Genomic DNA, 25,334 nt, shown 5'->3' on the forward strand with positions numbered 1-25,334 from the left:
ATGCTGACCGACTGGCTGCTGCTCGTCGGCGGCCTGATCTTGACCGTGGGTACGGGCTTCTTCGTGGCCAGCGAGTTCTCGCTCGTGAACCTCGACCGTTCCGATCTCGAGGGCCGGCAGAACCGCGGTGAAAAGGGTCTCGGCGCCACCATCGCCGCCCTGAAGATCACGTCGACGCACCTGTCGAGCGCTCAGCTCGGCATCACGCTGACGACTCTGCTCACGGGTTATCTCATGGAGCCCGCGATCAGCAACCTGCTGCGCCCGTTCTTCGACGGCCTGGGCATCGACGACGCGGTCACGGTCGTCATCTCGTCGATCGTCTCCATTGTGATTGCGACGCTGCTCTCGATGATCGTCGGCGAGCTGGTGCCGAAGAACTTCGCCCTCGCGCTGCCGATTCAGACGGCGAAGCTGGTCATTCCGTTCCAGCGCGCCTTCACCATGGTGTTCAAGCCCGCCGTGTGGGTGTTGAACAGTAGCGCGAACGCGATCATCCGGGCGTTCGGAATCGAGCCGAAAGAAGAGCTCTCGGGGGCACGCACTGCCGACGAACTGTCGTCGCTGGTTCGGCGTTCGGCGCTCGAGGGCAGCCTCGACGTCGACACGGCTACGCTGCTCAACCGCACCCTGCTCTTCTCGGGCCACGACGCCAGCGACGTTATGACGCCGCGGCCCCGCATCGCCTCGCTGAAACGAACGGATTCCGCCGCCGACGTGCTGCTGCTCGCGCAGTCGACCGGGTACAGCCGCTTTCCGATCATCGACGAGAGCATCGACGACGTGGTCGGTGTGGTGCACATCAAGCAGGCCGTGTCGGTGCCGCGTGGTCGCCGCGCAGAGGTGCCGGTCGTCGCACTCTCGTCGGAGCCGCTGCGGGTTCCCGAGACCATGAACCTCGACGTGCTGCTCGGCGAGCTGCGCAGCAAGAGCTATCAGATGGCCATCGTGCTCGACGAATACGGCGGAACCGCCGGTGTGGTCACCCTCGAAGACCTGGTCGAAGAGCTCGTCGGCGAGCTGAACGACGAGCACGACCGCTCGCGCGTGGGCGTTGTGAAGGGGCGAGACACGATTTCGTTCCCCGGTCAGCTGCGGCCCGATGAGCTGCTCGACCGGGCGGGAGTCACCGTGCCAGAAGACGGCCCGTACGAGACGGTGGCCGGCTTCGTGATGAGCGAGCTCGGCCGGCTGGCGACGGTCGACGACGTGGTACCGATCGCCGACGGCGAGTTGCGAGTCGAACGAATGGATGGCCGGCGCATCGATCGCATCAGATTCACCCCCACACCCGTCGACGTGCTCGTCGACGTTCCCTCCTCCGCTGCAGCGCGCACCGGTCCGGTTCGATCTGTCGGCGGCAAGAGCGGCGCGACGAAGGGCGGCCAGCGATGAGCGACTGGGCAGGACTCGCGTGGCTCGTCGTGCTGCTTCTCGTGAACGGCTTTTTCGTCGCGGCCGAATTCGCGGTGATCTCCGCTCGGCGTTCGCAGATCGAGCCGCTCGCCGAAGCCGGCTCTCAGCGCGCCAAGACCGCCCTCTGGGCCATGGAACACGCCACCCTCATGCTCGCGACCAGCCAGCTCGGCATCACGGTCGCTTCACTGCTCATTCTGAATGTGTCTGAACCGGCCATCCACCATTTGCTCGAAGGCCCGCTCGGCCTCACCGGCTGGAGCGAAGAGGTGATCGGGTCGGTCGCCTTCGTGATCGCGCTCGTCGTGGTGTCGTTCTTGCACGTGGTGATCGGCGAGATGGTGCCGAAGAACCTGTCGTTCTCGGTGCCCGACCGCGCCGTGCTGCTGCTCGCGCCGCCGCTGGTGTGGATCGGCCGCGCGCTGAAGTTCGCCACGGTCGCCCTGAATGCCACGGCCAACGGCGTCGTGCGGCTGTTCGGCGTCGAGCCCAAGAGCGAGGCGGCCAGCGCCTTCACGCTCGACGAGGTCTCGAGCATTGTCGAGCAGTCGACCCGAGAGGGCGTGCTCGACGACAACTCGGGAGCCCTGCACGCGGCGTTCGAGTTCACCTCGAAGACCGTTGCGACGGTGGCGGTTCCGCTCGACAAGCTCGTCACCGTGCAGCGCTCGGCAACACCCGCCGACATCGAGCGCGCGGTGGCGCGGTACGGGTTCTCGCGGTACGTGATGGTGGATGCCCAGGGCAACCCCGAGGGCTACCTGCACCTCAAAGACGTGATCGACCTCGACGACGACGATTTCGACGAGCCGATTCCGGCCAAGCGCATTCGCCAGCTCGCCTCGATCTACGACGGCACCGAGCTCGAAGACGCGCTCGCCACCATGCGCCGCACCGGCGCCCACGTGGCACGCTCATTCACCGCGACCGGCACCACCACGGGCGTGCTCTTCCTCGAAGACGTCATCGAAGAGCTCGTCGGCGAAGTGCAAGACGCGACCCGTCGCGACTGACCGCCCGCTCACCCGCCCGCTCGCCCACCCGCCCGGGTCCGGCGAGAGCGACTTGTGCGGACGAAAGCGACCGCCCCGGCGGCTCGTCTCGTCCGAAAGCGTCGCTCTCGCGGTGTCAGCGTCAGCGTCAGCGCCAGACGGCGCGGGTGTACTGCGGGGGCCAGTAGTCGAGGGTGACGCCCAGCTCGTGGGCGGCGCGCAGGGCGAAGTGCGGATCGCGTAAGAACTCGCGCGCCATCATCACGGCATCAGCCTGGCCCGAGGTGATGACCTGGTCGGCCTGAGCTGCATCGGTGATGAGTCCGACGGCGCTCGTCGCCACTCCCGCGCCCGCGCGAACCTGCGCTGCAAACTCGACCTGGTAACCGGGGCTCAGCGGAATCGTGACGCCGGCGACGTTGCCTCCGCTAGAGATGTCGAAGAAGTCGGCACCGGCCTCGCGAGCCCAGCCGGCCACGGTTGTGGTCTGCTCGACATCCCAGCCGCCCGCCTCGACCCAGTCGGTCGCCGAGAGCCGAACGAAGAGCGCAACCGCGTCACCGACCTCCTCGCGAATCTCGGTGACCACGCGCAACAGCAGCCGCGCCCGGTTCTCGAGGCTACCGCCGTAGAGGTCTGTGCGCGTGTTGCTCAGCGGCGAGAGAAACTGGTGCAGCAGGTACCCGTGCGCGGCGTGCAGCTCGAGCACGTCGAATCCGGCCGCCACCGCGCGCCGAGCCGAGGCGCGAAACGCTGCAACGACCTCGTCGATGCCCCGGGCATCCAGTTCGGCCGGCTCGTCATAACCCGAAAAAGCGATGGCCGACGGCGCCACGGCGCGCCAGCCCCCCTCCGCCACAGGAATGGTGCCGTGCTCGCCGGCCCAGGGGCGATAGGTCGACGCCTTGCGCCCGGCGTGCGCGAGCTGGATGCCCGCCTTCACGCCCTGGGAATGAATCAGCTCGACGATGCGCTCGAAGGCGGCTTGCTGCTCGTCGTTGTACAGCCCGAGGTCTTGCGGTGAGATGCGACCTTCGGGGTTGACGGCCGTCGCTTCGGTGATGATCAGCCCCACTCCGCCCGAAGCGAAAGACCCCAGGTGCGCGAGGTGCCAGTCGGTCGGCACCCCGTCTTGTTTCTCAGCCGAGTACTGACACATGGGGGCCACCCACAGCCGGTTGCGAAAAACCGTGTCGCGAATCGTGTACGGGTCGAAGAGCTGCGCTGCAGCGGAATTCTCTGGTGGAGTCACGAGAGAAACAAGCCCGATTCGGGCGCGAGTATTCCGTCGGCAGACCTCCTATCGTTGAACCATGACCACCGATCACGATTCGCCGGCTGACGTCGCGCCGGCCGGCGTCGCGCCCGCTGACCTCGCCCCGGCCGACCTCTCGCCGGCAGCCGACGCTCAGCAGACCAGGTGGTCGTCGTTCGGCCCAGCGGATGCCCGGGGCTGGCTTACGGCGCCGAAACCGTCCGACGACAAATACTCGCGCGGTGTTCTGGGCGTGATGACCGGTTCCGCTGCCTACCCGGGCGCTGCGGTGCTGGGCGTCGAAGCTGCCAGCCGCGCCGGAGTGGGCATGCTGCGCTACCTCGGCCCGAGCCGTGCGACCCGTCTGGTGCTGCAGCGCCGGCCCGAAGTGGTGACGTCAGACGGCCGCGTGCAGGCCTGGCTTGTGGGTTCGGGCATGGATGCGGCCGCCCGAGACGCCAGCGTCACGGCAGCGTTGACCGAGTCGCTCGGGCAGGGGCATCCGGTGGTCATCGACGCCGGCGCCCTCGACCTCATCGGCTCAGCCACGGGGCCTGTCGTCATCACGCCGCATGCGGGTGAGCTGCAGAAGCTGCTCGCGAACCGCGGAGTCGACGCCACCCGTGAGCAGATCAGCGCCGACCCGGCGTCTTGGGCCGAACGCACTGCGCGGATGCTCGGCGTGACCGTGCTGCTCAAGGGCCACACGACGCACGTGGTCGGGGTGTACGGCGGCGCGGCTGACGCGGCTGACGCGGCTGACGCGGGTGGGGCGACCGGCTTTCGCGTGACCGCCCCGACGACGGAACTCGCAACGGCCGGTTCGGGCGACGTGCTCGCGGGCATCCTGGGCGCCCTGGTGGCGACGCATCACGAGGCGCTGCAGGCCGACCCCGGCGTGCTGGCCCGGCTGGCGGCCACGGCCGCCGTTCTGCACGGTCTGGCGGGCGAGAAGGCGTCGGCGGGCGGGCCGATCGTGGCGCTCGACATCGCCGAGGCGGTGCCCGCCGTCATCGCGGGCCTGCGCACTACCCCCCTGCGCACTACCCCCCTGCCCACGACCCCCCTGGCAACTACCCCCCTGCCAACTACCCCTTGACCGCGTTGACCGCGAATTGCACCGTCGCGCCGCCGTCGCCCACAGCGAACCCGAAGTCGGGCCCCGTCACGTCGTAGTCGGCGAGGGAGATCGGGATGCTGCCGCTGATGCGCGCACCAGTCGCGCCGAAGGTGGTCTGCAATTGCACGTTCACCTCGTGCGACACACCGTGCAGGGTAAGAGTGCCGCGCCCCGTGACCGTCTGGATCTGACCGGCCACGGCGGAGAGCGCGACGTCGATCGGCTGATCGAGCTCGAAGGTCGCAGTCGGGAAGTCGTCCGCCTGCAAGGCGACGTTGCGCAGGTACCGATCGGCCTGGGCGTTGCCGCAGCTGAGGGAATCCACATCGACGGTGATCGCGGCCGCCGAGAGCGTGTCGTCGGTGATGGTCAACGCTCCACTGACGCTGTCGGTGGTGCCGGTCAGCGCTGCGCCTTCGGCAGACGCGAACTGGTAGCCGGCGGTCGAACCCGCCGACACTTTCCACTCGCCGCTGATGTGCATGTCATCGGCGATAGACGCCGAGGAACCATCGGCCACCCGCGGAATCACGCTGGCGGTCTGGCCACCGGCAATTGTCACGTCTTGATAAAGAATCGGCGCAGCAACGGCCGCCACGAGACCCACCGCCAGAGCCATCGCGACGAGCGCGAGACTGATAGTGACGGGCTTCTTCATCGTGATTTCGAGCAAAGCAGCGCAGCTTGACCAGAGGCTGAGAGCGCACGGAGCGTGGGCTGTGTTTCACCTGCGGGAGTGCCGCAAAGGTTCGGCCCAGCGGCTCGGCCTAAGATGGCGGGGTGCTACGACTGGCTAAAACTCCCTGGGTACTCTGGTTGGCGTTCGTCGTCGTACACGCGTGGCTCGGAATCGTCGGGCTGACGGCCTCCACGCTGCCCTGGGGCGACGTCACCCTGGTGTACAGCGCCTGGATCGAGAACGGCCTCAACGGCTACTGGGTGGGCATCGACGGCCCCTGGGTGTATCCGCTGCTGGCGCTCGTGCCGATGATCGCCGCCATGGGGCTCGGCCCCTCCCTGTACGGCATCGGGTGGCTCTTTCTCGTGGTCATCGCCAACGGCGCTGTGCTGGCGTTCATCCTGAACTCGCGAGCGACGGCAGAACCTTCGGCCGAGGTCAGCGCGGCTGATCGTGTCGGCTTCACCCCGAACATCCGCTTCGTCGCCGCCTGGTGGTGGCTTGGCTTCTTGCTGCTGCTCGGGCCCGTGGCGCTCGGGCGTATCGACACGTTCGAGGTCGACCTGGTTATCGTGGGGCTGCTGCTCGCCATTCGCCGGCCCGCGATCTCGGGCGGGCTGCTGGCGCTGGCCATGTGGGTGAAGGTCTGGCCTGCCGCGCTCATCGTCGCCGTGGTGATCGCGGTGAAGCGTCGGGCGGTTGTGGCGATCGGTGCCGCCGTCACCGCCATCGGAGTCGCCATCGTGGGCCTGCTGCTCGGCGCGGGGGCGAACCTGTTCAGCTTCGTGACGCAGCAGACCGGTCGTGGTCTGCAGGTGGAGGCTCCGATCAGCCTGCCGTGGATGTGGATGGCCTACTTTCGCCTGCCGAATTCGCGGGTGTACTACGACGACGACATTCTGACCTTTCAAGTGAAAGGCAACGGCGGCCCGGTCGCCGACTTTCTGACGACGCCGCTGCTGGCGATCGCCGTGGTGTGTGTGCTCGCGCTCGGCATCTGGGTCGTGCGGTCGGGCGCATCCGCTACCCGCGTGCTGCCGAGCCTGTCGCTCGCGCTGGTCACGGCGCTGATCGTGTTCAACAAGGTGGGATCGCCGCAGTTCATGCTGTGGATCAGCGCGCCGATCATCCTCGGGCTCATCTGGCAGGGCCGCGAGTTCAAGCGGTTCGCGATCATCGCCGCGGTGCTCGGCGCGCTCACCCAGCTCATCTACCCGTACCTGTACGACTGGCTGCTCTCGCTCGACCCGTTCATGCTGACGGTGCTCACCGTGCGCAACCTGCTGGTGATCGTGTTGTTCGCGCTCGCGGTGCGGTCGGTGTTCCGGGCGCGAGTGCGTTCGAAATCGATCGAGTTCGCGCCGAGCGAGAAGGTGGCGATCTGATGTGCGGGTCGGCGCGCGAGCACGGCGATCTGATGCGCAGTGGCGATCTGATGCGCGGGTCGGCTGGCGCGCGGGCAACGACTGCGCGGGCAACGACGGAAAGGCCGGTTCTCTGATGCTGGTTGCGTTCTCTGTGGCTCCCTCCGGTGGCGACAATCCGGATGCCTCGGTGCACGACGCAGTCGCGGCTGCCGTGCGCATCGTGCGTGAGTCGGGCCTGCCGAATCACACCGACTCGATGTTCACCACCATCGAGGGCGAGTGGAACGAGGTGTTCGACGTGATCCGCCGTGCCACCGAGGCCGTCGGCGCCTTCGGCCCGCGGGTCTCGCTCGTGCTCAAGGCCGACATCCGCCCCGGTCACACCGGCGAACTGACCGGCAAGCTCGAGCGCCTCGAAACCGCCCTCGGCGAGTAGCGCCTCGCCTCTCACAGACCGTGAGAGAGGTACTTTCGGACGAGAGATGCCGGTGCAACCCACTCTCTCGTCCGAAGGAGCATCTCTCGCGAGAGGAGGTTGGGGCGCCGACGATGAGCCGGGCGAAGTGGGCGGGTGTGAACAGCGTGTAACGCGCCATCGAATCGATTCGAATTCACGGGGGAGCGCGGGTAGAGTTGTTGCGTGAGTACAACTTCTTCCCGCGCGCACGACGCGAGCGCGCACGACGCGAGCGCGCAGGGCGCAGGCGCGCAGGGCGCAGGCTCGCACGGCGGAGGCGCGCAGGGTGCAGGCGCTCCGCAGGGCGCAGACGCGCCGCACGCAGACGCGCAGCGCGCAGACGCGCAGCGCGAGAGCGCACAGGGTGCAAGCGCACCGCACGGGTTCTCGCCCACGCGGGTGCGCCTGGCGCTGCTCGCGCTCACGCTGGGCGGGTTCGGCATCGGCTGCACGGAGTACGTTGCGATGGGCCTGCTGCCGAACCTCGCCCAAGACCTGCTGCCGGCGCTCTACTCGGTGTCGTCAGAGCAGGCCAACGCGCAGGCCGGCCTGCTGATCACTGCCTACGCGGCGGGTGTTGTGGTCGGCGCTCCGACCATCGCCGCCGTCGCCGCACGGTGGCCGCGCAAGATCGTGCTGATGTGCCTGCTCGGCATGATCATCATCGGAACGGTGGCCTCCGCCGTGCTGCCGTCGTTCGGCCTCATCGTGCTCGCCCGCTTCATCTCCGCCCTGCCGCACGGGGCCTACTTCGGCATCGCGGCACTGGTCGCCGCGACCCTCATGGGCCCCGGAAAACGCGGGCGGGGGGTGGCGCTCGTGCTCGCGGGGCTCACGGTGGCGAACGTAGTGGGTGTGCCGCTGATCACCTATATCGGCCAGACCACCAGCTGGCGTGTCTCGTATCTAGTCGTGGCCGGCATCTTCGTGCTCGCGCTCATCGCAGTGCTGCTCACGGTGCCGAACCTGCCCGGCGACCCGAGCGCCACCATGAAGCAAGAACTCAAAGCCTTCCGGCGACCCCAAGTCTGGTTCGCGGTGGGCATGGGGGCCATCGGATTCGGCGGCTTCTTCAGCATCTACACCTACGTCTCACCCATCGTCACGTCGATCACCGGGCTCTCCGTGACGATTGTGCCGATTGCGCTGATCGTCATCGGTATCGGCATGACGATCGGCAACCTTTTGGGCGGCTGGTTCGCCGATCGCAACCTGAAGCGTTCGATGCTCGGTTTCTACGGCATGGTGTTGCTCACGCTCATCGAGTTGCTGCTGTTCGCGTCGAACCCGGTCGGGCTGTTCGTCGGCCTGTTCGTGCTGGGCATCTCGGCGTCGGCGATCTCCCCGCTCATCCAGACCCGGCTGATGGATGTCGCGGGCGACAGCCAATCGATCGCCGCCGCCCTGAACCACTCGGCCCTGAACTTCGGCAATGCACTCGGCCCATTGCTCGGCGGAATCGTGCTGACGATGGGATTCGGCTACGTCGCGCCGATCTGGGTCGGCATTCTGCTGACCGTGCTGGGCATTCTCATTGCCGTGACGTCATTCAGCGTCGAGCGCAGAGAACGTCGCCGCATCGCTCTGGCGGTCGCCGCGCAGGCGATGCAGTCGGAGCTGGTCTAGCTAGTCGGCCGGTGTCGTCGCCGACTCGTTCGCCTCGCTGGTGTCGAGGTAGTCGTCGTGCAGCAGCAGGCCGTCTTGAATGGCGCGGCGACGGAGGGCGACCTTCGTGCCGACGTCGATGCCGAGAACGCGGTACTTCTCGCGAATGCGCTTGAGGTAGCTCTTGGCGGTCTCTTCAGAGATGCTGAGCTGCTCGGCGACCTGCTTCACCGGCTCGCCGCCGCCGTAGAGCGCCATGACCCGGCGCTCCTGTGCGCTCAGTTTCGGCGCGCCGCCGAGTTCTTGGGCGCTCAGCGCGATGTCGAGTTCACTCGAGATGAACGGCTCGCCTTTGGCCGCGGCACGAATGGCCTCGACGATCATGTCGGCCTCTTCGCTCTTCACGAGATAGCCGAGTGCGCCGGCGGCGAGCGCCTCCCGGATCACGACGGGTTCGGAGTACGTGCTCATCAGCACGGTCTTCACGCCCGCAGACTTCAGCGCCCGCAGCTTCACCGAGATGGGCAGGTTGTCTTTGAGGTCGAGGTCGAGCAGCACGACGTCGACGGGGAATTCGGGGTGCGTCAGCAGGTCGGGCCAGGTGGTGACCGCAGCGACCATGCTGATGTCACTTGCCGCGCCACGAATCCATTCGGTGAGAGCACCGAGGAGCATCCGGTGGTCGTCGACGATCGCCAGTCGAATGTTGTCATGCGTGACCGCCATGGGTGACCCTCCTGCTTGGCTTCAGTTTATGTCTGGGGCGTGCGTTTGCGGCGCTTACGATTCCGGGGTGTCGACATGCACGTGCATCTGAATTCGCAAGCTGCCGGCTCGGCCGCTCTCGAGGTGCGGGCCGACCCGGTCAAGTGCCCCCCAGATCGTGACGTCAATGCGACGCCGCGGTATTCCGTCGACAGAAATGTCTATCGGAAAGGCAATCCTATCGGTTTCGGTCGAGCCCGAGGTATCGGATTGCGGCCCGACCGTGATGGTGATGCGCGGCTGCTGCCGGGTCGCGGTGGCCGCCATCAGCCAGACCGCAGAGAGCAGCCCTTCACGCTGATCGGGCTCGAGGTAACCCGCGAGACCCTCGGTGTCGATCAGAGCAACCGTGGGGCTGAGCACCTCGGAGTCGTCGATGGCGTGCTGCAGCCAGGTCTGCTGCCGGCCCGCCACGAGTCGCAGCCGCAGTTCGGTGGCCAGAGCCGAGGCGGCCGCCGATTGCTCTTTATCGAGGGGTAGCGAGATGCGCCCAGAGGCAACGTCGCTCAGCAGTTCTTCTGCGCTCTGGTCGAGTCGCACGAGCTCGTCGGAGCCCTGGATGCCCACACCGAACCGCGGCGACGAGATCGTGCTCGATACCAGCGTTCTGTCGAGCTCACGGTCGATGAACCGGCTGAACGACCGCACGATGAGAACACCGATGAGGGGAGGCGCGATGGCGGCGACGATGACCTCGATCTGCGGTCGCTGACCCGGCGGCAGAGAACTCACGCCCGCGATGGTGATGGCGAACAAGAAGGCGGCGAGCACCAGACTCGCGAGCAGCAGCTGGTTGAGCGGGCGATAGGCGACGAGAGCGAGCAGTGCAGCGCCCGCCCCCACGATGACCGTCACCTCGGGGATCGGCGTCGCGAATCCGCCCGACGACACCAGGTCGAGAATCACAGCGACAGAGAGAACAACCAGTAACACGACAAAGGCGGGAGTCGGCAGATGGCTGCCGCGGGAGTTGGCGATCAGAACGGCGCCGATCGTCGCGAGGGCGACCATCACCCAGGCGATCAGGGTGAGCCACGGATTGCTGTAGGCCGACCAGTTGAAGGCGAACGTCGCGATACCGCGCAGACTCAGCACCACGGCCGCCACGATGGCACCGGTGCCGATGTACCCGATGCCGATGCGCGAGTCAGAGGCCACGTCTTTGCGCAGCGCTTCGAGCGCCTCGGGCCCGAGAGTGCGGGCCCGCACGAGCCGGGTCAAGAGCCCGGTGGTGCCCTCATCGTCGTGATCGTCGCGGTTTCGCGAGAAGTCGTCGCTCATCGCGGCACCTCCAGCACCACGGTCGTGCCGGCGCCCGGGGCAGAGAAGATGCGAGCGTTGCCGCCGACATCTCGGATTCGCGCCACGACCGATTCGGTGATGCCGAGCCGCCCGCTGGCGACGTCTGCCGTGTCGAAACCGACCCCCGAGTCGGTGACCATCGCCCGCACGCCGCCGGCGTCTTGCGAAATGGTGACGTCGGCCTGGTCGACCCCGGAATGCCGCCGAACGTTCTCGAGACACTCCGACAGCGACAGCAGAAACGCGCTGCGTACGAGCGGCGGCAGAGTCACGTCGCCCGCACCGTGCCAGTGCACCGTGAGCCCGCGCCGTTCGAACCGTTGCTGCAGTTCGCGAATGTTGTCGGTGACCGCAGCGACCTCGTGGGCGCGCAGGTTGTAGTCACCGGATGCCCGGGGGGCCGGAGTCTCGCCGAGCCGCAGTTGTCGCAGCAGCACGGCGTCTTCCGCGGCCTGAATGCGCAGGGCCTCGGGCTCCACCCCGCGCCCGGAGTGTGCGAGCAGTGTGAGCGTGGCGAGCACGGTGTCGTGCAAGAGACGAGCGCTCTGCCGTCGCTGCGCTTCGAGTTCGCTGGCCCGCCGTTCGGCCTGGTGCGCGGTGCCGAGCCGGGCGATGCGCTCGCGGGCGCGGCGCACAGAGTCGCTGATCCAGATGCCGACCAGCACGTTGACAGACCAGCCGACGATGAAGATCGTCAGCGCCTGAACGAGATCGTTGCCGTTCATGAACGGCAGCGTCACGGCGAGATTGGCCACGAACATGCCGATGAGGTAGACGCGCCCGACTCCAGTGCTCTGCAGCACGATGGCCATCGCGCCGAGCCCGCCGCCGGAGACGAGCAGAATCGCGCTCAGCACGGAAGGGTTCTCGCCGCTGAGCGAGCCGAGAAGCAGGCTGATCGAGAGTCCGATGACGGTGGTGATCACGATCCACCAGACCGACGACGAGCGACCCAGCATGAAGTAGGTGAACAGCATCACCACGTAGAGCACGATGGCGAGTGTCAGAGTGAACAGCGGCACGCCGGCGATCGCCAGGCAGGCGAACGACGACACGGTGAACACCGTGCCCTCCAGCCAGGCCGCCGTGCCCAGCAGCGGTTCCTGGTGCCTCACCGCGACCCATCGATCATGAGACTGATGCTACCGGCAGGGCGCGCCGTCACTCGGCAAGCAGGCGCTCGAGCTGCTGCGCGACCAGCTCGAATTCGATCAAGAAGCCGTCGTGGCCGAACTTGGAGCTGATGACTGTCGCCTCGTCGCCGTCGATGTTGCCGGGAACGTGCTTCGCGATCAGTTGCTGATCGGGCACGGGAAAGAGCCGATCGCTGTCGATGCCGATGATCAGCGACCGGGCGGTGACCCGCCGAAGGGCCTCGATGATGCCGCCGCGACCGCGACCCACGTCGTGCGAATTCATCGCCTCGACGAGAGTTATGTAGCTGTTCGCGTCGAAACGCCGAGTGAACTTGTTGCCGTGAAAGTCGAGGTACGACTCCACCGCGAACCGGCCGCCACGGCCAAGCGGGCTGATGCCGCTCTGCCAGCTGCGCTCGAAACGGTCGTTGAGCTCGGTGGGGCTGCGATAGTTCAGAAGCGCCATGCGCCTCGCCAGCGCCAAGCCGGAATGCGGCCCTTCGCCGACTTTGGCGTTGTAGTACGCCCCGTGGTGAAAGAGCGGATCGGCCCTGATCGCCTCGATCTGCACCGAGTTCAGCGCGATCTGGTCGGCGCTGGAAATCGGGGGAGCGGCGATGATCGCCAATCGCTCCGCCGCCTCGGGGTATTCGATGCCCCATTCGAGCACCTGCATGCCGCCCATCGACCCGCCCACGATGGCGTGCCAGCGGCTGAGGCCGAGGTGCGACATGACACCGTGCTGTGCGCGTACCTGGTCGCGAATGCTGGTGTACGGAAAGCGCGCACCCCACTCTTCGCCCTCGGCATCGAGCGACGCCGGACCTGTCGTACCCTGGCAGCTGCCGAGCATGTTCGGCGCCACCACGAAGTACCGGTCGGTGTCGAGCGCGAGGCCCGGCCCCACGATTCCGCCCCACCAGCCGGCGGTCGGATGCCCGGGCTCGGCCGGTCCCGTGAGATGCGAGTCGCCCGTGAGGGCGTGCGCCACCAGCACCGCGTTGTCGCCCGCCGCGTTGAGGGTGCCGAACGTCTCATAGGCGATCCGGGCATCCTCGACGACCCCGCCGTTCTCGAACGTCACGTCGCCGATGTGCGCGAACTGGCGCCGACCCACCGGGTCGCCGTCGCGCCAGGCGCCGGTGGCCGGAGGCTTGCCCAGAATCGACCGGATCTGCGCATCGGTGATGAAATCGCTCGGAACGGTGTCTTCGGGTATCTGCCAGTCCATGGTTCTCTCATTCTGGCGAACGAAAGAGGCGGACGCGTGACTGTTACGTCACGAGCCCGCCTCTGGCGATCATCCGTTCGCGGCGCGAAGCCGCCGGGGGAGGATTTACAGCGCGTTCGCCCGAGCGACCTCACGGGCAGCGGCGAGGCCGCCGGCCAGGTCGGCCTTGATGTCGTCGATGTTCTCCAGGCCCACCGAGAGACGCACGAGGCCGGGCGTGACACCCGAGGTGAGCTGCTGCTCCGGCGTGAGCTGCGAGTGCGTGGTCGACGCGGGGTGGATGACCAGCGAACGTACATCGCCGATGTTCGCGAGGTGCGAGAAGAGGCTGAGGTTGTTCACCAGCGCGCGGCCGGCATCCACCCCGCCCTTGAGCTCGAACGACAGCACTGCACCGACACCCTTGGGCGCGTACTTGTTGGCCGCGCCGTACCAGGGGCTGGAGGGCAGACCGGCGTAGTAGACCGCGGCGACGTCTTCGTGGCTGTCGAGCCATTCGGCGACCTCTTGCGCGTTCTGCACGTGGCGCTCGATGCGCAGGCTGAGGGTCTCGATGCCCTGGATGAGCTGCCACGCGCTCGCGGGAGCGATCGACGAACCCAGGTCGCGCAGCAGCTGCACGCGCGCCTTGATGATGTAAGCGATGCCGTCGCCGAGCGCCTCGGTGTAGGTGACGCCGTGGTACGACTCGTCGGGGGTGGTGAGGCCCGGGAACTTCTCGGAGTTCTCGCTCCACTTGAACTTTCCGCCGTCGACGATGACGCCGCCGATGATGGTGCCGTGGCCGCCGAGGAACTTGGTGGCCGAGTGCACCACGATGTCGGCGCCGTGCTCGAACGGGCGGATCAGGTAGGGCGTGGCGATGGTGTTGTCGACGATCAGCGGAACGCCGTTCTCGTGCGCGACTCCTGAGACGAGTTCGATGTCGAGAATGTTGATCTTCGGGTTGCCGATGGTCTCGGCGAAGAACAGCTTCGTGTTCGGGCGAACGGCGCGCTGCCACTCGGCCGCGTCGTCTTGGTTCTCGACGAACGTGGTCTCGATGCCGAGCTTCGCCAGCGTGTACTTGAAGAGGTTGTAGGTGCCGCCGTAGATCGACGAGCTCGAAACGATGTGGTCGCCGGCCTGCGCGATGTTCAGCACAGAGAACGTCTCGGCGGCCTGACCCGAGGCGACCAGCAGCGCTGCTGTTCCGCCCTCGAGAGCTGCAACGCGCTCTTCGACCACGTTCTGGGTGGGGTTCTGAATGCGGGTGTAGATGTTGCCGAACTCGGCGAGAGCGAAGAGGTTCTTGGCGTGGTCTGCGTCGTTGAAGACGTACGAGGTGGTCTGGTAGATCGGTGTGGCACGCGCGTTGGTCACGGGGTCGGGAGCGGCACCCGAGTGGATCTGTTTGGTCTCGAACTGCCAGTCGGCGGAGTTGTCGGTCATGGTGTGTGTCCTTTGGTCTGACGAGAAATCGGTGGGCGAACTCTCGCAACAGTAAGCACGCACTCGGTACGGGTCAATGGTCACTGCAACACGGGGTAAGAATCGGTCGTGCATCCATTGAGCTAGCGTTGAACCATGGCAGATAATCTCAGGCGCGCGGTCGTCACAGGCGCAAGTTCGGGCATCGGTGAAGCGACAGTGCGGGCGCTGCGGGCGCACGGCTGGCAGGTCGTGGGGGTGGCGCGGCGCGAAGACCGGCTCAAGGCGCTCGCCGACGAGACCGGCGCCACGTACTTCGTCGCCGACCTCACGAAGCAGCAGGATGTGGATGCCCTGGCCGCCCATCTCGAATCCACCGGCGGTGTGAGCACTCTCATCAACAATGCCGGGGGAGCAGCCGGGCTCGACACCGTCGAAGCGGGTGACGCCGACGACTGGCGGTGGATGTACGAGGTCAACGTCATCGCGGTGAAACAGGTCATCTCCGCGCTCCTGCCGCTGCTGCGGGCCTCCGTTGCGGGTGCGCCGACGGGAACTGCGGTGGCCGACATCCTCACGGTTTCGTCGATCGCCGGCCATATCGCCTACGAGAAGGGCGGCGGTTATAACGCGGCCAAGTTCGCCGTGGCGTCGATTCTCGACGTGCTGCGGCTCGAGCTGAGCGGCGAGCCGATCCGGGTGCTCGAGATCGCGCCGGGCATGGTGAAGACCGAGGAGTTCTCGCTGAATCGGCTGAAGGGCGACCAGGCCGCGGCCGACGCGGTGTATGCCGGCGTTCCCAACCCGCTGACAGCAGAAGACGTCGCTGAGACGATCCGTTTCATGGTGGAGCTGGCGCCGCATATCAGCCTCGACCAGGTCGTCATCAAGCCGGTGGCGCAGTCCGCGGCGTACAAGGTGTTCCGGGGACCGCTGGCCGTCAGAGAGTAACGCGTGTCGCGCGAGATTACCGGTACCGTAGTCGGATGGCTGAGAGCGCAGAAGTGACCGAGATCGCAGAAACACCCGCCCCCGAACGCGAGGTGCTGGGCTGGCTGGAATTCGGCGACGCTTCCCGTGTGCTTGCCACGATGATTCTCGAGAGCGGCTTTGTTCCCGACTTCGTGATCGCCATTGCCCGCGGCGGTCTGCTTCCCGCCGGTGCGCTCGCGTACGCGACCGGCACCAAGAGCTGCGGCAGCCTCAACGTGGAGTTCTATTCCGACATCGAGACGACGTTGCCCGAGCCGATCATCCTGCCGCCGATGCTCGATAACACCGCGTTGATCGGCAAGCGCATTCTGCTCGTCGACGACGTTGCCGACTCGGGCCGCACCTTGCGTCTGGTGGTCGACCTGCTCGAGAAGATCGGCGTGATCGTGAAGACCGCGACCTTGTACTCCAAGCCGCGTTCGGTGATCGAGCCCGACTTCTTCTGGCGTAAGACCGATCGCTGGATCGTCTTTCCCTGGTCGGCACTGCCGCCCGTCTCGGTCTGAGTTCGGGCAGGCCGTATGGGCATCCATTTGGTGGGCGGCGGCTGGCCGCCAGAAGACGACGGCGCGGTCTACCGCGAATTCTTGTCGGAGGCGGCCGAGCTCGCGCTTCAAGAGGGGCGACTCGACGGGCCACGAGTCGCCATCGTTCTGGTGCGTGACGGCGACGCACCCGAGACCTACGCGGCGCTTCAGGCGGCGCTCGACGCGATCACCGAATTCGAGCCGGTGCCCGTGCTGTCGCCAGAAGGCGTGGCGATAAACCCGGCGGCGCTCGCCGGGGTGCACGGCATTCTCGTCTGGGGCGGTCTGACTCCGGCGTACCGCGACAGTGTCGACCCTGCCTTCGACGAGATCAGGAGGCAGGTCAGCGCGGGGGTGCCGTACCTCGGCTTCTCGGCAGGCGCCGCCATTGCCTCCGAGCGGGCGATTCTGGGCGGCTGGAAGATCGGGGAGGTGCCCGTGGCGCCTCAAGAGGCTTCCGAAGACCTCGAAGAAATAACCCTCGGTGAAGGCATCGGGCTGATCGACCTCGCCGTCGACGTGCACGCCGCACAGTGGGGCACGCTCTCGCGGCTCATCGCCGCGACAGAGGCCGGTCTGACCGAGAGCGGCGTCGCGATCGACGAGCACACCGCGCTGATCGTCGGCGACGGCACGCTGCGCGTGGTCGGCCGAGGCAGCGTCTGGACGGTCACGCACGACAACGGCGGTGTACGCGTGGCCACCATGGGCGAGATGGGCGAGATGAGCGAGGGCGAGCATTGAGCCCCAAGACGCTGCGCACTCGGGTGATTGACGAACGGGGAGAAATGGCGGGCGAGCATTGAGCCCTAAGACACTGCCCGAGCTGGCCGAAACGGGCGAAATGGATGCCGGCTGGGCCGAGGCGCTCACGCCGGTGGCCGGCGACATCGCCCGCATGGGCGACTTCTTACGAGCCGAAGTCGCGGCCGGGCGCGGCTACCTGCCCGCGGGCGCGAACGTGTTGCGCGCTTTTCGGTACCCGCTCGACGGCGTTCGGGTGCTCATTGTGGGGCAAGACCCGTACCCCACCCCCGGGCATCCGATCGGCCTCTCGTTCGCGGTGGAGCGGCACGTGCGCCCGGTTCCGCGCAGCCTCGCCAACATCTACAAGGAACTGAATGCCGATCTCGGCGTGACACCTCCGGCACACGGCGACCTGACGGCGTGGTCGGCTAACGGCGTCATGCTGCTCAACCGAGTGCTCACGGTGCAGCCGGGGGTCGCCGGGTCGCATCGGGGCAAGGGCTGGGAGGCCGTGACCGAGCTCGCCATCAAGACCCTGGTTGCGCGCGGAACTCCGCTCGTCGCCATTCTGTGGGGTCGGGATGCCGCCAACCTCAAACCGTGGCTCGGCGGCGTGCCGGTCATCGAGTCTGCACACCCCAGCCCGCTTTCGGCGAGTCGGGGGTTCTTCGGTTCGAAGCCGTTCAGCCGCGCCAACGCCGCCCTCGAGGCGCAGGGCGCTGCCGCCGTCGACTGGTCGCTCGAATAGCCCGTCTTTCAGCTCACTCGCTTTTCCGCTCACTCGCTTTTCAGCTCACTCTGCACCTCTCACCGTTAGGATCGTGCCCATGCTCGAAGAGGAATATCAGCCGAGGCGAAAGCTGCCCACCGCCCTGCGGCCGCCCTCGCCGCCGGTCGAGACGTTCTCGTTCAGCATTCGCGACGCGACGCTCGCCGACATGCCCGCGGTGCGGGAGTTGTACAACCACTACGTGGCCAATACCGTGGTCACGCTCGACGAAGACGCCATGTCGCTGAAGGAGTGGCGCTCGAAGTTCGAGTGGGTGTCGAGACTGGGCCTGCCGTTTCTGCTCGCGGTGTCGGCCACCGACCAGATGATCGGTTTCGCGTACGTCTCACCGTGGAAGCAGAAGGCCGCCTACCGGCGCACGGTCGAAGATTCGATCTACCTCGGGCCGGCCGCAACCGGCAAAGGTCTCGGCAAGGCGCTCATGAAAGAGCTGCTGGCACGCAGCAAAGCCGCCGGGGTGAAAGAAGTGCTCGCCGTGATCGTCGACAAGGGGGCCGAGGGGTCGATCCGCTTGCACGAGAGCCTCGGCTTCAAAGAGGTCGGGCGGCTTGGCAAAGTCGGCTTCAAGTTCAACCGGTGGCTCGGCACGGTGCTCTTGCAGAAACATCTTAAGTAAACTCACTCACCCGTTACTCCGTCGAGCAGTTCGCGCAGAATGTCGATGTGGCCGAGGTGGCGCGCCGTCTCCTCGATCAGGTGCAGCATGATCCAGCGCAGCGTGAAGCGCCCCTCGCGGCCTGCACACACGTCGTCGAGCGAATGGCTGGCGATGACCTCGTTCGACTCCGCCCAGACCGCCCGATAGTCCGCAAGGATCGCAGCGAGCGAGTCGTCGGCCGTCACGCGGAACTCACCATCGGGGTCGGCCTCGCTCCAGCGATACTCGATGCCCGTTTCGCCGTTCATCACCTCGCGAAACCAGCTGCGCTCCACGTCGGCCAGGTGCCGGATGAGTCCAGACACGGTGGTGATCGACGGCAATAACACTCGGGCTGCGTCGGCATCGCTCAGTCCCGTCGCCTTCACGACGACAGACTGGCGCTGCAACGTCAAGAACTCTTCAAGGCTCTGCCGGTCATCCGCTCGGCCCGCGGGATCGATGCGCGTAATGGTACTCATCGAGCCAGCCTACGAGAGCACCGGATGCCCGGCGTAGGCTCGAGGGTATGGCAGAGCTTCACGACCTGACCGCGCTCGAACAATGGCGATTGCTGCAGAAGGGCGAGGTCGGCGTGCTCGAACTCACTGAGCACTACCTCGCCCGCATCGAGCGGCTGAACCCGTCGCTCGGCGCGTTTCACGAGGTGACGGCCGACCGCGCCCGCGCGCGTGCTCGGGAGGTCGAGGCGACCGTGCCGCGCACGACTACCCTGTGGGGGCTGCCGTTCGGCGACAAAGACCTGGTGCGCCGGCGCGGGGTGCGCACGACCTTCGGGTCTCGGGTGTTCGAGCAGTTCGTGCCCGAGGAGTCCGACGAGATCGCCGAGGTTCTCGACGAAGCCGGGGGAGTGAGCCTCGGCAAGACCGCGACGCCCGAGTTCGGGCTGCCGAGCTACACCGAGAACCTCGTGGCGCCGCCGGCCCGCAACCCTTACGACACCGACCTGGGGCCTGGCGGTTCGAGCGGTGGGGCGGCCGTGGCGGTCGCTGCCGGGCTGCTGCCGTTCGCGCCCGGTTCCGACGGCGGCGGGTCGATCCGCATTCCCGCGGCGGCCACCGGGCTCGTGGGGCTGAAGCCGACTCGAGGTCTGATTCCCGCCTCGTCGGGTATCGGAACTCTGGCCGGGCTCGGCGTCGGCGGCCCGCTGGCGAGAACCGTCGCCGATGCCGCCCTGCTGCTCGACGGCATGATCGCCCCCTCGGGCGGAGCACCACGCCACCACTTCTCGCTGCGCGCGCCGTCGAACGTCGAGGGACCCTACCTCGGCGCGGCCATCCGCGGAGAAGGGCGGTTTCAGATCGGCGTGCTGCTCGACTCGCCGTGGCAGCTCGACTACGAGATCACCCTCGACCCCGAGGTGCGTGAGACGTTCGAGCAGACTGTCGAGCTGCTGGCCGAGCTCGGACACGGGCTCGAGACGCTCTCGCTGCTGCCGTCGCCCGAATACGGCCCCGCCTTCCGCACCATCTGGCAGGCCGGCGCGGCCATGCTGCCGGTCGACGACACGAACGAGCATCTGCTCGAACCCCTCACGCTCTGGCTCATGCACCGCGGCCGCGAGCTGCCCGCGACGGCGCTGATGGATGCCCTGCAGAAGCTCTCGGCGTTCGAACGCTCGGTCATCGCGCAGTTCTCCTCGTTCGACGCGGTGCTCACGCCCACGCTGGCGATGCCGCCGCGCCCGATCGGCTGGTTCGACCCGGCGGATGCCGAACTCAATTTCGCGCAACAGGTGCAGTACACGCCGTTCACGTCATTCGTGAATGTGAGCGGGTTGCCCGCCATCACGCTCCCGGTCGGTGCGACCCCTGCTGTCGGTTCGGCTGCGGGCGGTCTGCCCATCGGCATGCAGCTGATCGGGCGTCCGGGTGGAGAAGCCACGTTGTTCGCTGTGGGGCGGCAGCTCGAGCGGGGGCTGCAGTGGTACGACGTTCATCCGCCGGCTTTCTCAGCCTAGAGATCGTCTGAGATCTCATTCTGTGAGTTCTCATACACACCGCGTCAGGTGGTTGCACGATTAGGTTAGGCAACCCTATGCTTGAGACAAATGAGCGTAGTACTGACTAGCCCCGAAGCCGCAATGCGAGCATCCGGTGTCACCGAGACGGGCGGCCAGATCGCCACTCTGCGGGGACGAGTTCTGCTCGCCGCGGAGGTTTCGTCGCTCGACGCCGTGCGTGACGTCATCGCGCACATTCAGTCAGTGCAGACCCGCACCAATCGCACCCGCGGCCAGGTCTTCATCGAAGTCGCCTCCGCTGAGCAACTCGAGCAGATCACCCTGCTCGAGCCACTCGAAACCCCCGAACTGATCACCGTGACCTGGCTCGCGCGCGACGTGCGCAGCGGGGCCCCGGGTACCGGCGAGTCGTGCCGTGCCGGAGTCGCGCTCGGACGAGCCGTTCGTGCCTGGGTGAGCGAGATGACCACGGGCGACCCCGAGATCGACGGCGATGAGCTCTCAGCCGTGGTCTTCGGCGACTCACCGGAGATCGTCGACCTGCGCCTCGACCTCATCTCGACGCTGGGCCTGCTCGCGGCCTGAGCGACTCCCTGTCTGGGCACCTCTCCGTCTGGGCAACTCTCCGTCCACACTGTGGTAGCGGGTATCCACGATGTCAGTGGCTCATGGTGAACTTATCTCATGAAAGATGAACCTCACTGCGAAGGGCACGAAGCCGGTGACGGCGGCGAATCCGGCAACTCGCTGCAGCGACGCGAGCGTTTCGCCGACGCTGTCGGCGACGTCGTGCGCTGTGCGAAAGAGGTCGCGGCGGCACACGCTCGACAGGCCGACGCGGTCGAGCGGGCCCGGCGCGCGGGAGCTGCTCTGGGGGCGGTGGATTGCGCGACGGGAGGCCCGCTCTGGTCGCCCGAGGCGGTGACTCAGCGCATCGTGGTGACCGAGCTCGCCGTGGCGCTTCGTCTCAGCGAAACCGACGCCCGTCGGCTCGTCGACACGGCCGAAGGTCTCGCGGGAGTGTTTGTCGCCACGGGTCGCGCTCTCGAGTCCGGCGCGATCTCGTACCGGCATGCCGAGAAGATCGTTCAGCACAGCGCCGCTTTGCCACCCGAATGTCTGCTCGACTATCAAGGCCGTCTGCTTGAGCTGGCGCCCCGAGTATCGGTTCAACGGCTGGTGCGTCACGCTCGCGGTGCGGCTGAAGAGGCACAGCCTTCTACAGCCGTGCAGCGCCACTACGCCGCGACCACCGAAAGACGATTGTCGCTCGATCCGGCGGCCGACGGCATGGCGTTTCTCACTCATTACCTGCCGGCCGTCGAAGCCGTCGCCATCTTCAATCGGGCAACCGAGCTGGGTCGCTCCGTGAAGCAGTCCGGTGATCCGCGAACTCTCGCTCAACTGCGAGTCGACACGCTCAGCGACCTTTTACTCAACGGTGAGCCGAAGATTCCGGGCGCGAACCGCGGCGTGCGTGCTCACGTTCGTGTGACGGTGCCGATGTTGACCATGCTCGGCACAGGCGACTCGGCGCACCTCGATGGGTATGGGCCGATCGATCGACTCACTGCTCTTGAACTCACTCGGCAGGCTCCGGGGTTCATGAGAGTGCTTACCGACCCCGTCACCGGCATCGCACTCAACTACGGCCGAACGCGATACAAGGCACCTGCCGATCTCGACACGTTGATTCGAACCGTTCACACCGAGTGCACGTTTCCCGTCGATTGCTCGTCGTCGGCCACCGCAGACCTCGACCACACACGGCCATGGAACGACGGCGGCGACACGGCATTCCACAATCTCAGCCCCCTGTGCAGTAGCCATCACAAGGTCAAACACCACACCGATTGGAATCTGGAGCAAGACCCCGGCGGTTCCGGAGCTCTCGTCTGGACATCTCCGGCCGGCTTCGCCTACGTCGTGGCACCCACGCCTATCGCGCGCCCGGCCCCGAGGTTCTCCCCAGCCTCCCCGCCGAAGAACCCGACTGTGAAGAACCCGACTGTGAAGAACCCGACCGCACATCTGCCCGAAAGCGCCGATCCGTCTGGCGGTGAGGGCGCGGCGCCCTTCTGACGAATGGGTCCCACCAGGTATTCGCAGAAGCGACTACATCAGTGCGCAATAGATTCGGTGCGCGGTAGCTGCGTGGCAGACCGCTGTGCGGCAGAGCGCTGCGTGGCGGAGCGCTGCACGGCAGAACGCTGTGCGGCAGAGCGCTGTACGGGCGTCAGGCGACCTCGCGGGCCGAGACCGCCCAGAGTTTCGCGGCGAAGTCGGCGTCGTTGGCCTGACGAGCGGTGTGGCCGTTCGGCTTCAGCTGGTCGAAGAAGGTGCCGCTCGGGGCATCCACCTCGTCTGCCGAGGCGAGGTGAACCAGGGGAGCGGCGCCGGCCTCGGGAGTCAGGCCGAGGCGACCGCCGAGCAGCCCGTTCGAGATCTTCAGCGGCAGGGTGTCGGCGCCGAACGACGTCGACACGAACCCCGGGTGAAACGAGTACGCCGAGATGCCGCTGCCTGCGGTCTGCCGAGCGAGTTCCTTGATGAACAGGATGTTCGCGAGCTTCGCCGCCCCGTAGGCCGGCCAACCTCCCAGCCAGCGCCGGTTGCGCAGGTCGAGGTCGTCGAGCCGGATCTTTCCGAGAGTGTTCGCGCTCGACGCCGTCGAAATGACGCGCACCGGCGACACCGCTGCGTTCTCGCGCAATCGCGGCAGAAGCAGCGTGGTCAGCAGAAACGGCGCAAGGTGGTTGCTCTGAATGGTGCGTTCGTGCCCATCGACCGTCAGCGCACGCTTCTTGACCAGCCCGCCGGCGTTGTTGGCCAGCACGTCGATGCGGTCGAAGCGGTTCAGCAGCGCATCCGCCAGCGCCCGCACATCGTCGAGTCGGTCGTAGTCGGCGAGAAACGCCTCGCCCCCGATGTCAGCCGCCACCGACCGCGTGCGCTCGGGGCTGCGACCCACGACCGCGATCGTGTGGCCCTGCGCGGCGAGCGTGCCGGCTGCCGACCGACCGATGCCCGAACTGCCCCCGGTGATCACGATGACTTTGCTCACCGGTAGCCGCCTTTCTCGAGCCCGGCTTCGATCTCGAAGCGGTTAGTGAGTGGGTCGCTTCCGGCCAGAAAGTACATGAACGGAAACGTGAGGCCGTACTTCTGCCACTGTAGCCGGTGCACGGCCTCGTGCTCGAGCACGATGGGGCCCGCGTTTGCATCGGTGAGGTAGACGCCGCCGATGCATGATCCGCCTCGCGAAAACGCCCAGGTCGGCAGACCGGTGCAGACGAAGAGGCCGTCGACACGGCGAATGCGCCCTGTGCTGAGCACGGCACCCCAGACCAGCCCGACGAGTGTCGCGTACAGGTATCCGGCGCGCGCGAGCGGCGGAGCCAGCAGCACGGCGCGAACGATGACGACGATGGGCGTGAGCAGCAGGCGTGCGATCTTCACCTCAGAAGCTCGAGTTGTCGCGGCCGTAGGTTTCGAGCAGTCGTAACCACACCTCGCTGAGGGTCGGATACGACGGCACGGCATGCCACAACCGATTCAGCGGAACCTCGCCCACCACGGCGATGGTCGCCGAGTGGATGAGCTCACCCACGTCTTGACCCACGAAGGTCACCCCCAGCAGCACCTGGCGTTTCTCGTCGACCACCGCCTTGGCACGGCCGACGTAGTTCTCGCTCGTCACGCTCGCGCCGGCAACCCAGCTGATGTCGTATTCGACAGCCCGTACCGAGTAGCCGGCCTTCTTTGCGGCTGCCTCGGTCAGACCGACCGACGCCACCTCGGGATCGGTGAAAGTCACCTGCGGAACCGACTCGTGATCGGCCGTCGCAACATGCGCGCCCCAGGGCTCGACGGAGAGCTTATTGCCGAGAGCACGTGCTGCAATGACGTCGCCGGCCGCGCGCGCCTGGTACTTGCCCTGATGGGTCAGCAGCGCACGATGGTTCACGTCTCCGGTCGCGTAGAGCCAGTCACCCTCGAGGGGCGCGCCGTTCTCATCGAGCACGAGCAGCGTGTCGTCGGTCACCAGCCACTGGTTCGGCTTGAGTCCGATGGCCTCGAGGCCCAGATCGCCCGTGCGCGGCGACCGCCCGATGGCCACCAGAATCTCGTCGACCACGAGCGTACCGCCGTCGTCGAGCGTGATGGTGACTTCGCCCCCCGCCCCGTTGCGCTTGACGGCCGTCGGCGACACACCGATGCTGACCCTGGCGCCGAGCCCGATGAGCGAGTCGCGAACCAGTTCACCGGCGAACGGCTCCTGGTTGCTGAGCAGGCCTGACCGCGACAACAGGGTGACATCGGAGCCGAGCGAGGCATACGCGGTGGCCATCTCGCAGCCGACCACTCCGCCGCCCAGAATCGCGAGCCGCTTCGGCACGACCTGCGACGAGGTAGCGTCTCGGCTGGTCCACGGACCGGAATCGGCGAGACCGGGTATGTCGGGCAGCAGCGCGGCCGACCCGGTAGACACCGTGATCGCGTGCCGGGCGACGAGATGCGTGACTTCACCCTGCTCATTTGTCACGTCGAGCTCTTTCGGCGCCGTGAACCGGGCGTAACCCCGAACGAGCGTGATGCCCGCGCCGGCGACCCAGTCGACCTGGCTCTCGTCGTTCCATTCGTTCACGACGGCATTGCGCCGTTTGAACACGGCGGCGGGGTCGAGGATGCCCGTGACCGCCTCCCGCGCGCCCGCGACATTCTCGGCTGCACGCAGCGCGGCACCGCTTCGCAGCAGGGCTTTCGACGGCATGCACGCCCAGTACGAACACTCACCGCCGACGAGCTCGGTTTCGACGATGGCGACCGTCAGGCCGCCCTGTACGGCACGGTCGGCGACGTTCTCGCCCACCGCCCCGGCGCCGATGACGATGAGGTCGTAAGTCTCGGTGGTAACCAT

At 66.8% G+C, this 25,334-nt stretch carries 25 protein-coding genes; 14 read left to right on the forward strand and 11 right to left on the reverse strand.

What is annotated here, in order from left to right; translation table 11 throughout:
* Together LQ955_RS04290 and LQ955_RS04295 are read left to right on the forward strand one after the other, a co-directional pair.
* Complete coding sequence (locus LQ955_RS04290; protein WP_231026978.1) at positions 1-1,395, forward strand: hemolysin family protein; 1,395 nt, start codon at positions 1-3, stop codon at positions 1,393-1,395.
* On the forward strand, positions 1,392-2,429 hold the full coding sequence (locus LQ955_RS04295) for a hemolysin family protein (protein ID WP_231026979.1): 1,038 nt from the start codon (positions 1,392-1,394) through the stop codon (positions 2,427-2,429). The genes LQ955_RS04290 and LQ955_RS04295 overlap by 4 nt, the downstream gene beginning before the upstream one ends.
* A 127-nt stretch (positions 2,430-2,556) precedes the next feature.
* Here the strand turns inward: LQ955_RS04295 and LQ955_RS04300 are convergent, their stop codons facing one another.
* Positions 2,557-3,660 (reverse strand): NADH:flavin oxidoreductase/NADH oxidase, encoded by a 1,104-nt coding sequence (locus LQ955_RS04300; RefSeq protein ID WP_231026980.1) that lies wholly within the window; start codon positions 3,658-3,660, stop codon positions 2,557-2,559.
* A 61-nt stretch (positions 3,661-3,721) separates the two neighbouring features.
* Between LQ955_RS04300 and LQ955_RS04305 the strand changes: the two genes are divergently transcribed.
* Positions 3,722-4,762, forward strand: a complete 1,041-nt coding sequence (locus LQ955_RS04305) for an ADP-dependent NAD(P)H-hydrate dehydratase (protein ID WP_231026981.1) — start codon at positions 3,722-3,724, stop codon at positions 4,760-4,762.
* Here the strand turns inward: LQ955_RS04305 and LQ955_RS04310 are convergent.
* Entirely contained in the window at positions 4,752-5,441 is a 690-nt protein-coding gene (locus tag LQ955_RS04310) for a YceI family protein (RefSeq protein ID WP_231026982.1), read from the reverse strand. The two genes, LQ955_RS04305 and LQ955_RS04310, sit on opposite strands and share 11 nt — an antisense overlap.
* 158 nt (positions 5,442-5,599) lie before the next feature.
* Here LQ955_RS04310 and LQ955_RS04315 point away from each other — a divergent pair, with 158 nt between their 5' ends.
* From LQ955_RS04315 to LQ955_RS04325, 3 genes are all read left to right on the forward strand, one after another.
* A complete protein-coding gene (locus tag LQ955_RS04315) occupies positions 5,600-6,847 on the forward strand; it encodes a glycosyltransferase 87 family protein (RefSeq protein ID WP_231026983.1) in 1,248 nt (415 codons plus the stop codon).
* Between the two features lie 115 nt (positions 6,848-6,962).
* Positions 6,963-7,265, forward strand: coding sequence for a thiamine-binding protein (locus tag LQ955_RS04320; protein ID WP_231026984.1), 303 nt, complete (start codon positions 6,963-6,965; stop codon positions 7,263-7,265).
* A 420-nt stretch (positions 7,266-7,685) separates the two neighbouring features.
* The gene (locus tag LQ955_RS04325; RefSeq protein WP_231028034.1) at positions 7,686-8,912 is read left to right on the forward strand and encodes an MFS transporter; all 1,227 of its coding nucleotides are present in this window, start codon (positions 7,686-7,688) and stop codon (positions 8,910-8,912) included.
* Here the strand turns inward: LQ955_RS04325 and LQ955_RS04330 are convergent, their stop codons facing one another.
* The 5 genes from LQ955_RS04330 to LQ955_RS04350 all read right to left on the reverse strand — a co-directional run bounded on the left by LQ955_RS04330 (position 8,913) and on the right by LQ955_RS04350 (position 14,756).
* Positions 8,913-9,617, reverse strand: coding sequence for a response regulator transcription factor (locus tag LQ955_RS04330; protein WP_231026985.1), 705 nt, complete (start codon positions 9,615-9,617; stop codon positions 8,913-8,915).
* A gap of 54 nt (positions 9,618-9,671) precedes the next feature.
* A complete protein-coding gene (locus LQ955_RS04335; RefSeq protein ID WP_231026986.1) occupies positions 9,672-10,937 on the reverse strand; it encodes a hypothetical protein in 1,266 nt (421 codons plus the stop codon).
* Positions 10,934-12,073, reverse strand: a complete 1,140-nt coding sequence (locus LQ955_RS04340) for a sensor histidine kinase (RefSeq protein WP_231026987.1) — start codon at positions 12,071-12,073, stop codon at positions 10,934-10,936. The genes LQ955_RS04335 and LQ955_RS04340 overlap by 4 nt, the downstream gene beginning before the upstream one ends.
* Before the next feature lie 46 nt (positions 12,074-12,119).
* On the reverse strand, positions 12,120-13,325 hold the full coding sequence (gene metX, locus LQ955_RS04345) for a homoserine O-acetyltransferase MetX (protein WP_231026988.1): 1,206 nt from the start codon (positions 13,323-13,325) through the stop codon (positions 12,120-12,122).
* Positions 13,326-13,430: 105 nt separating this feature from the next.
* On the reverse strand, positions 13,431-14,756 hold the full coding sequence (locus tag LQ955_RS04350; RefSeq protein ID WP_231026989.1) for a bifunctional o-acetylhomoserine/o-acetylserine sulfhydrylase: 1,326 nt from the start codon (positions 14,754-14,756) through the stop codon (positions 13,431-13,433).
* 135 nt (positions 14,757-14,891) lie between these two features.
* Between LQ955_RS04350 and LQ955_RS04355 the strand changes: the two genes are divergently transcribed.
* The 5 genes from LQ955_RS04355 (at position 14,892) to LQ955_RS04375 (ending at position 18,408) form a co-directional block, all read left to right on the forward strand.
* Positions 14,892-15,686 (forward strand): SDR family oxidoreductase, encoded by a 795-nt coding sequence (locus tag LQ955_RS04355; protein WP_231026990.1) that lies wholly within the window; start codon positions 14,892-14,894, stop codon positions 15,684-15,686.
* A gap of 35 nt (positions 15,687-15,721) precedes the next feature.
* Entirely contained in the window at positions 15,722-16,234 is a 513-nt protein-coding gene (locus tag LQ955_RS04360) for a phosphoribosyltransferase (RefSeq protein WP_231026991.1), read from the forward strand.
* 15 nt (positions 16,235-16,249) lie between these two features.
* On the forward strand, positions 16,250-16,999 hold the full coding sequence (locus tag LQ955_RS04365) for a Type 1 glutamine amidotransferase-like domain-containing protein (RefSeq protein ID WP_231026992.1): 750 nt from the start codon (positions 16,250-16,252) through the stop codon (positions 16,997-16,999).
* Between the two features lie 100 nt (positions 17,000-17,099).
* Positions 17,100-17,750: a uracil-DNA glycosylase gene (locus tag LQ955_RS04370; RefSeq protein WP_231028035.1), complete on the forward strand. Its 651-nt coding sequence runs from the start codon at positions 17,100-17,102 to the stop codon at positions 17,748-17,750.
* Positions 17,751-17,829: 79 nt separating this feature from the next.
* Complete coding sequence (locus LQ955_RS04375) at positions 17,830-18,408, forward strand: GNAT family N-acetyltransferase (protein WP_231026993.1); 579 nt, start codon at positions 17,830-17,832, stop codon at positions 18,406-18,408.
* Positions 18,409-18,410: 2 nt separating this feature from the next.
* Here the strand turns inward: LQ955_RS04375 and LQ955_RS04380 are convergent, their stop codons facing one another.
* A complete protein-coding gene (locus LQ955_RS04380) occupies positions 18,411-18,911 on the reverse strand; it encodes a DinB family protein (RefSeq protein ID WP_231026994.1) in 501 nt (166 codons plus the stop codon).
* A 47-nt stretch (positions 18,912-18,958) separates the two neighbouring features.
* On the opposite strand from LQ955_RS04380, the gene LQ955_RS04385 reads away from it, so the two are divergent.
* The 3 genes from LQ955_RS04385 (at position 18,959) to LQ955_RS04395 (ending at position 22,495) form a co-directional block, all read left to right on the forward strand.
* Positions 18,959-20,410: an amidase gene (locus LQ955_RS04385; RefSeq protein WP_231026995.1), complete on the forward strand. Its 1,452-nt coding sequence runs from the start codon at positions 18,959-18,961 to the stop codon at positions 20,408-20,410.
* Positions 20,411-20,500: 90 nt separating this feature from the next.
* The gene (locus LQ955_RS04390; protein ID WP_231026996.1) at positions 20,501-20,998 is read left to right on the forward strand and encodes an SIP domain-containing protein; all 498 of its coding nucleotides are present in this window, start codon (positions 20,501-20,503) and stop codon (positions 20,996-20,998) included.
* A gap of 99 nt (positions 20,999-21,097) precedes the next feature.
* Positions 21,098-22,495, forward strand: coding sequence for an HNH endonuclease signature motif containing protein (locus tag LQ955_RS04395; RefSeq protein WP_231026997.1), 1,398 nt, complete (start codon positions 21,098-21,100; stop codon positions 22,493-22,495).
* A gap of 154 nt (positions 22,496-22,649) precedes the next feature.
* Here the strand turns inward: LQ955_RS04395 and LQ955_RS04400 are convergent, their stop codons facing one another.
* From LQ955_RS04400 to LQ955_RS04410, 3 genes are read right to left on the reverse strand one after another with little or no spacing between them, the layout of a single operon-like run.
* Positions 22,650-23,477 (reverse strand): SDR family NAD(P)-dependent oxidoreductase, encoded by an 828-nt coding sequence (locus tag LQ955_RS04400; RefSeq protein ID WP_231026998.1) that lies wholly within the window; start codon positions 23,475-23,477, stop codon positions 22,650-22,652.
* Positions 23,474-23,866 (reverse strand): Fe-S oxidoreductase, encoded by a 393-nt coding sequence (locus tag LQ955_RS04405; RefSeq protein ID WP_231028036.1) that lies wholly within the window; start codon positions 23,864-23,866, stop codon positions 23,474-23,476. The genes LQ955_RS04400 and LQ955_RS04405 overlap by 4 nt, the downstream gene beginning before the upstream one ends.
* Before the next feature lie 7 nt (positions 23,867-23,873).
* Positions 23,874-25,334 carry a dihydrolipoyl dehydrogenase family protein gene (locus LQ955_RS04410; protein WP_231026999.1) on the reverse strand — a complete coding sequence of 487 codons (1,461 nt, stop codon included), beginning with the start codon at positions 25,332-25,334 and terminating at the stop codon, positions 23,874-23,876.

Source organism: Subtercola endophyticus (assembly GCF_021044565.1).
Classification (GTDB): domain Bacteria; phylum Actinomycetota; class Actinomycetes; order Actinomycetales; family Microbacteriaceae; genus Subtercola; species Subtercola endophyticus.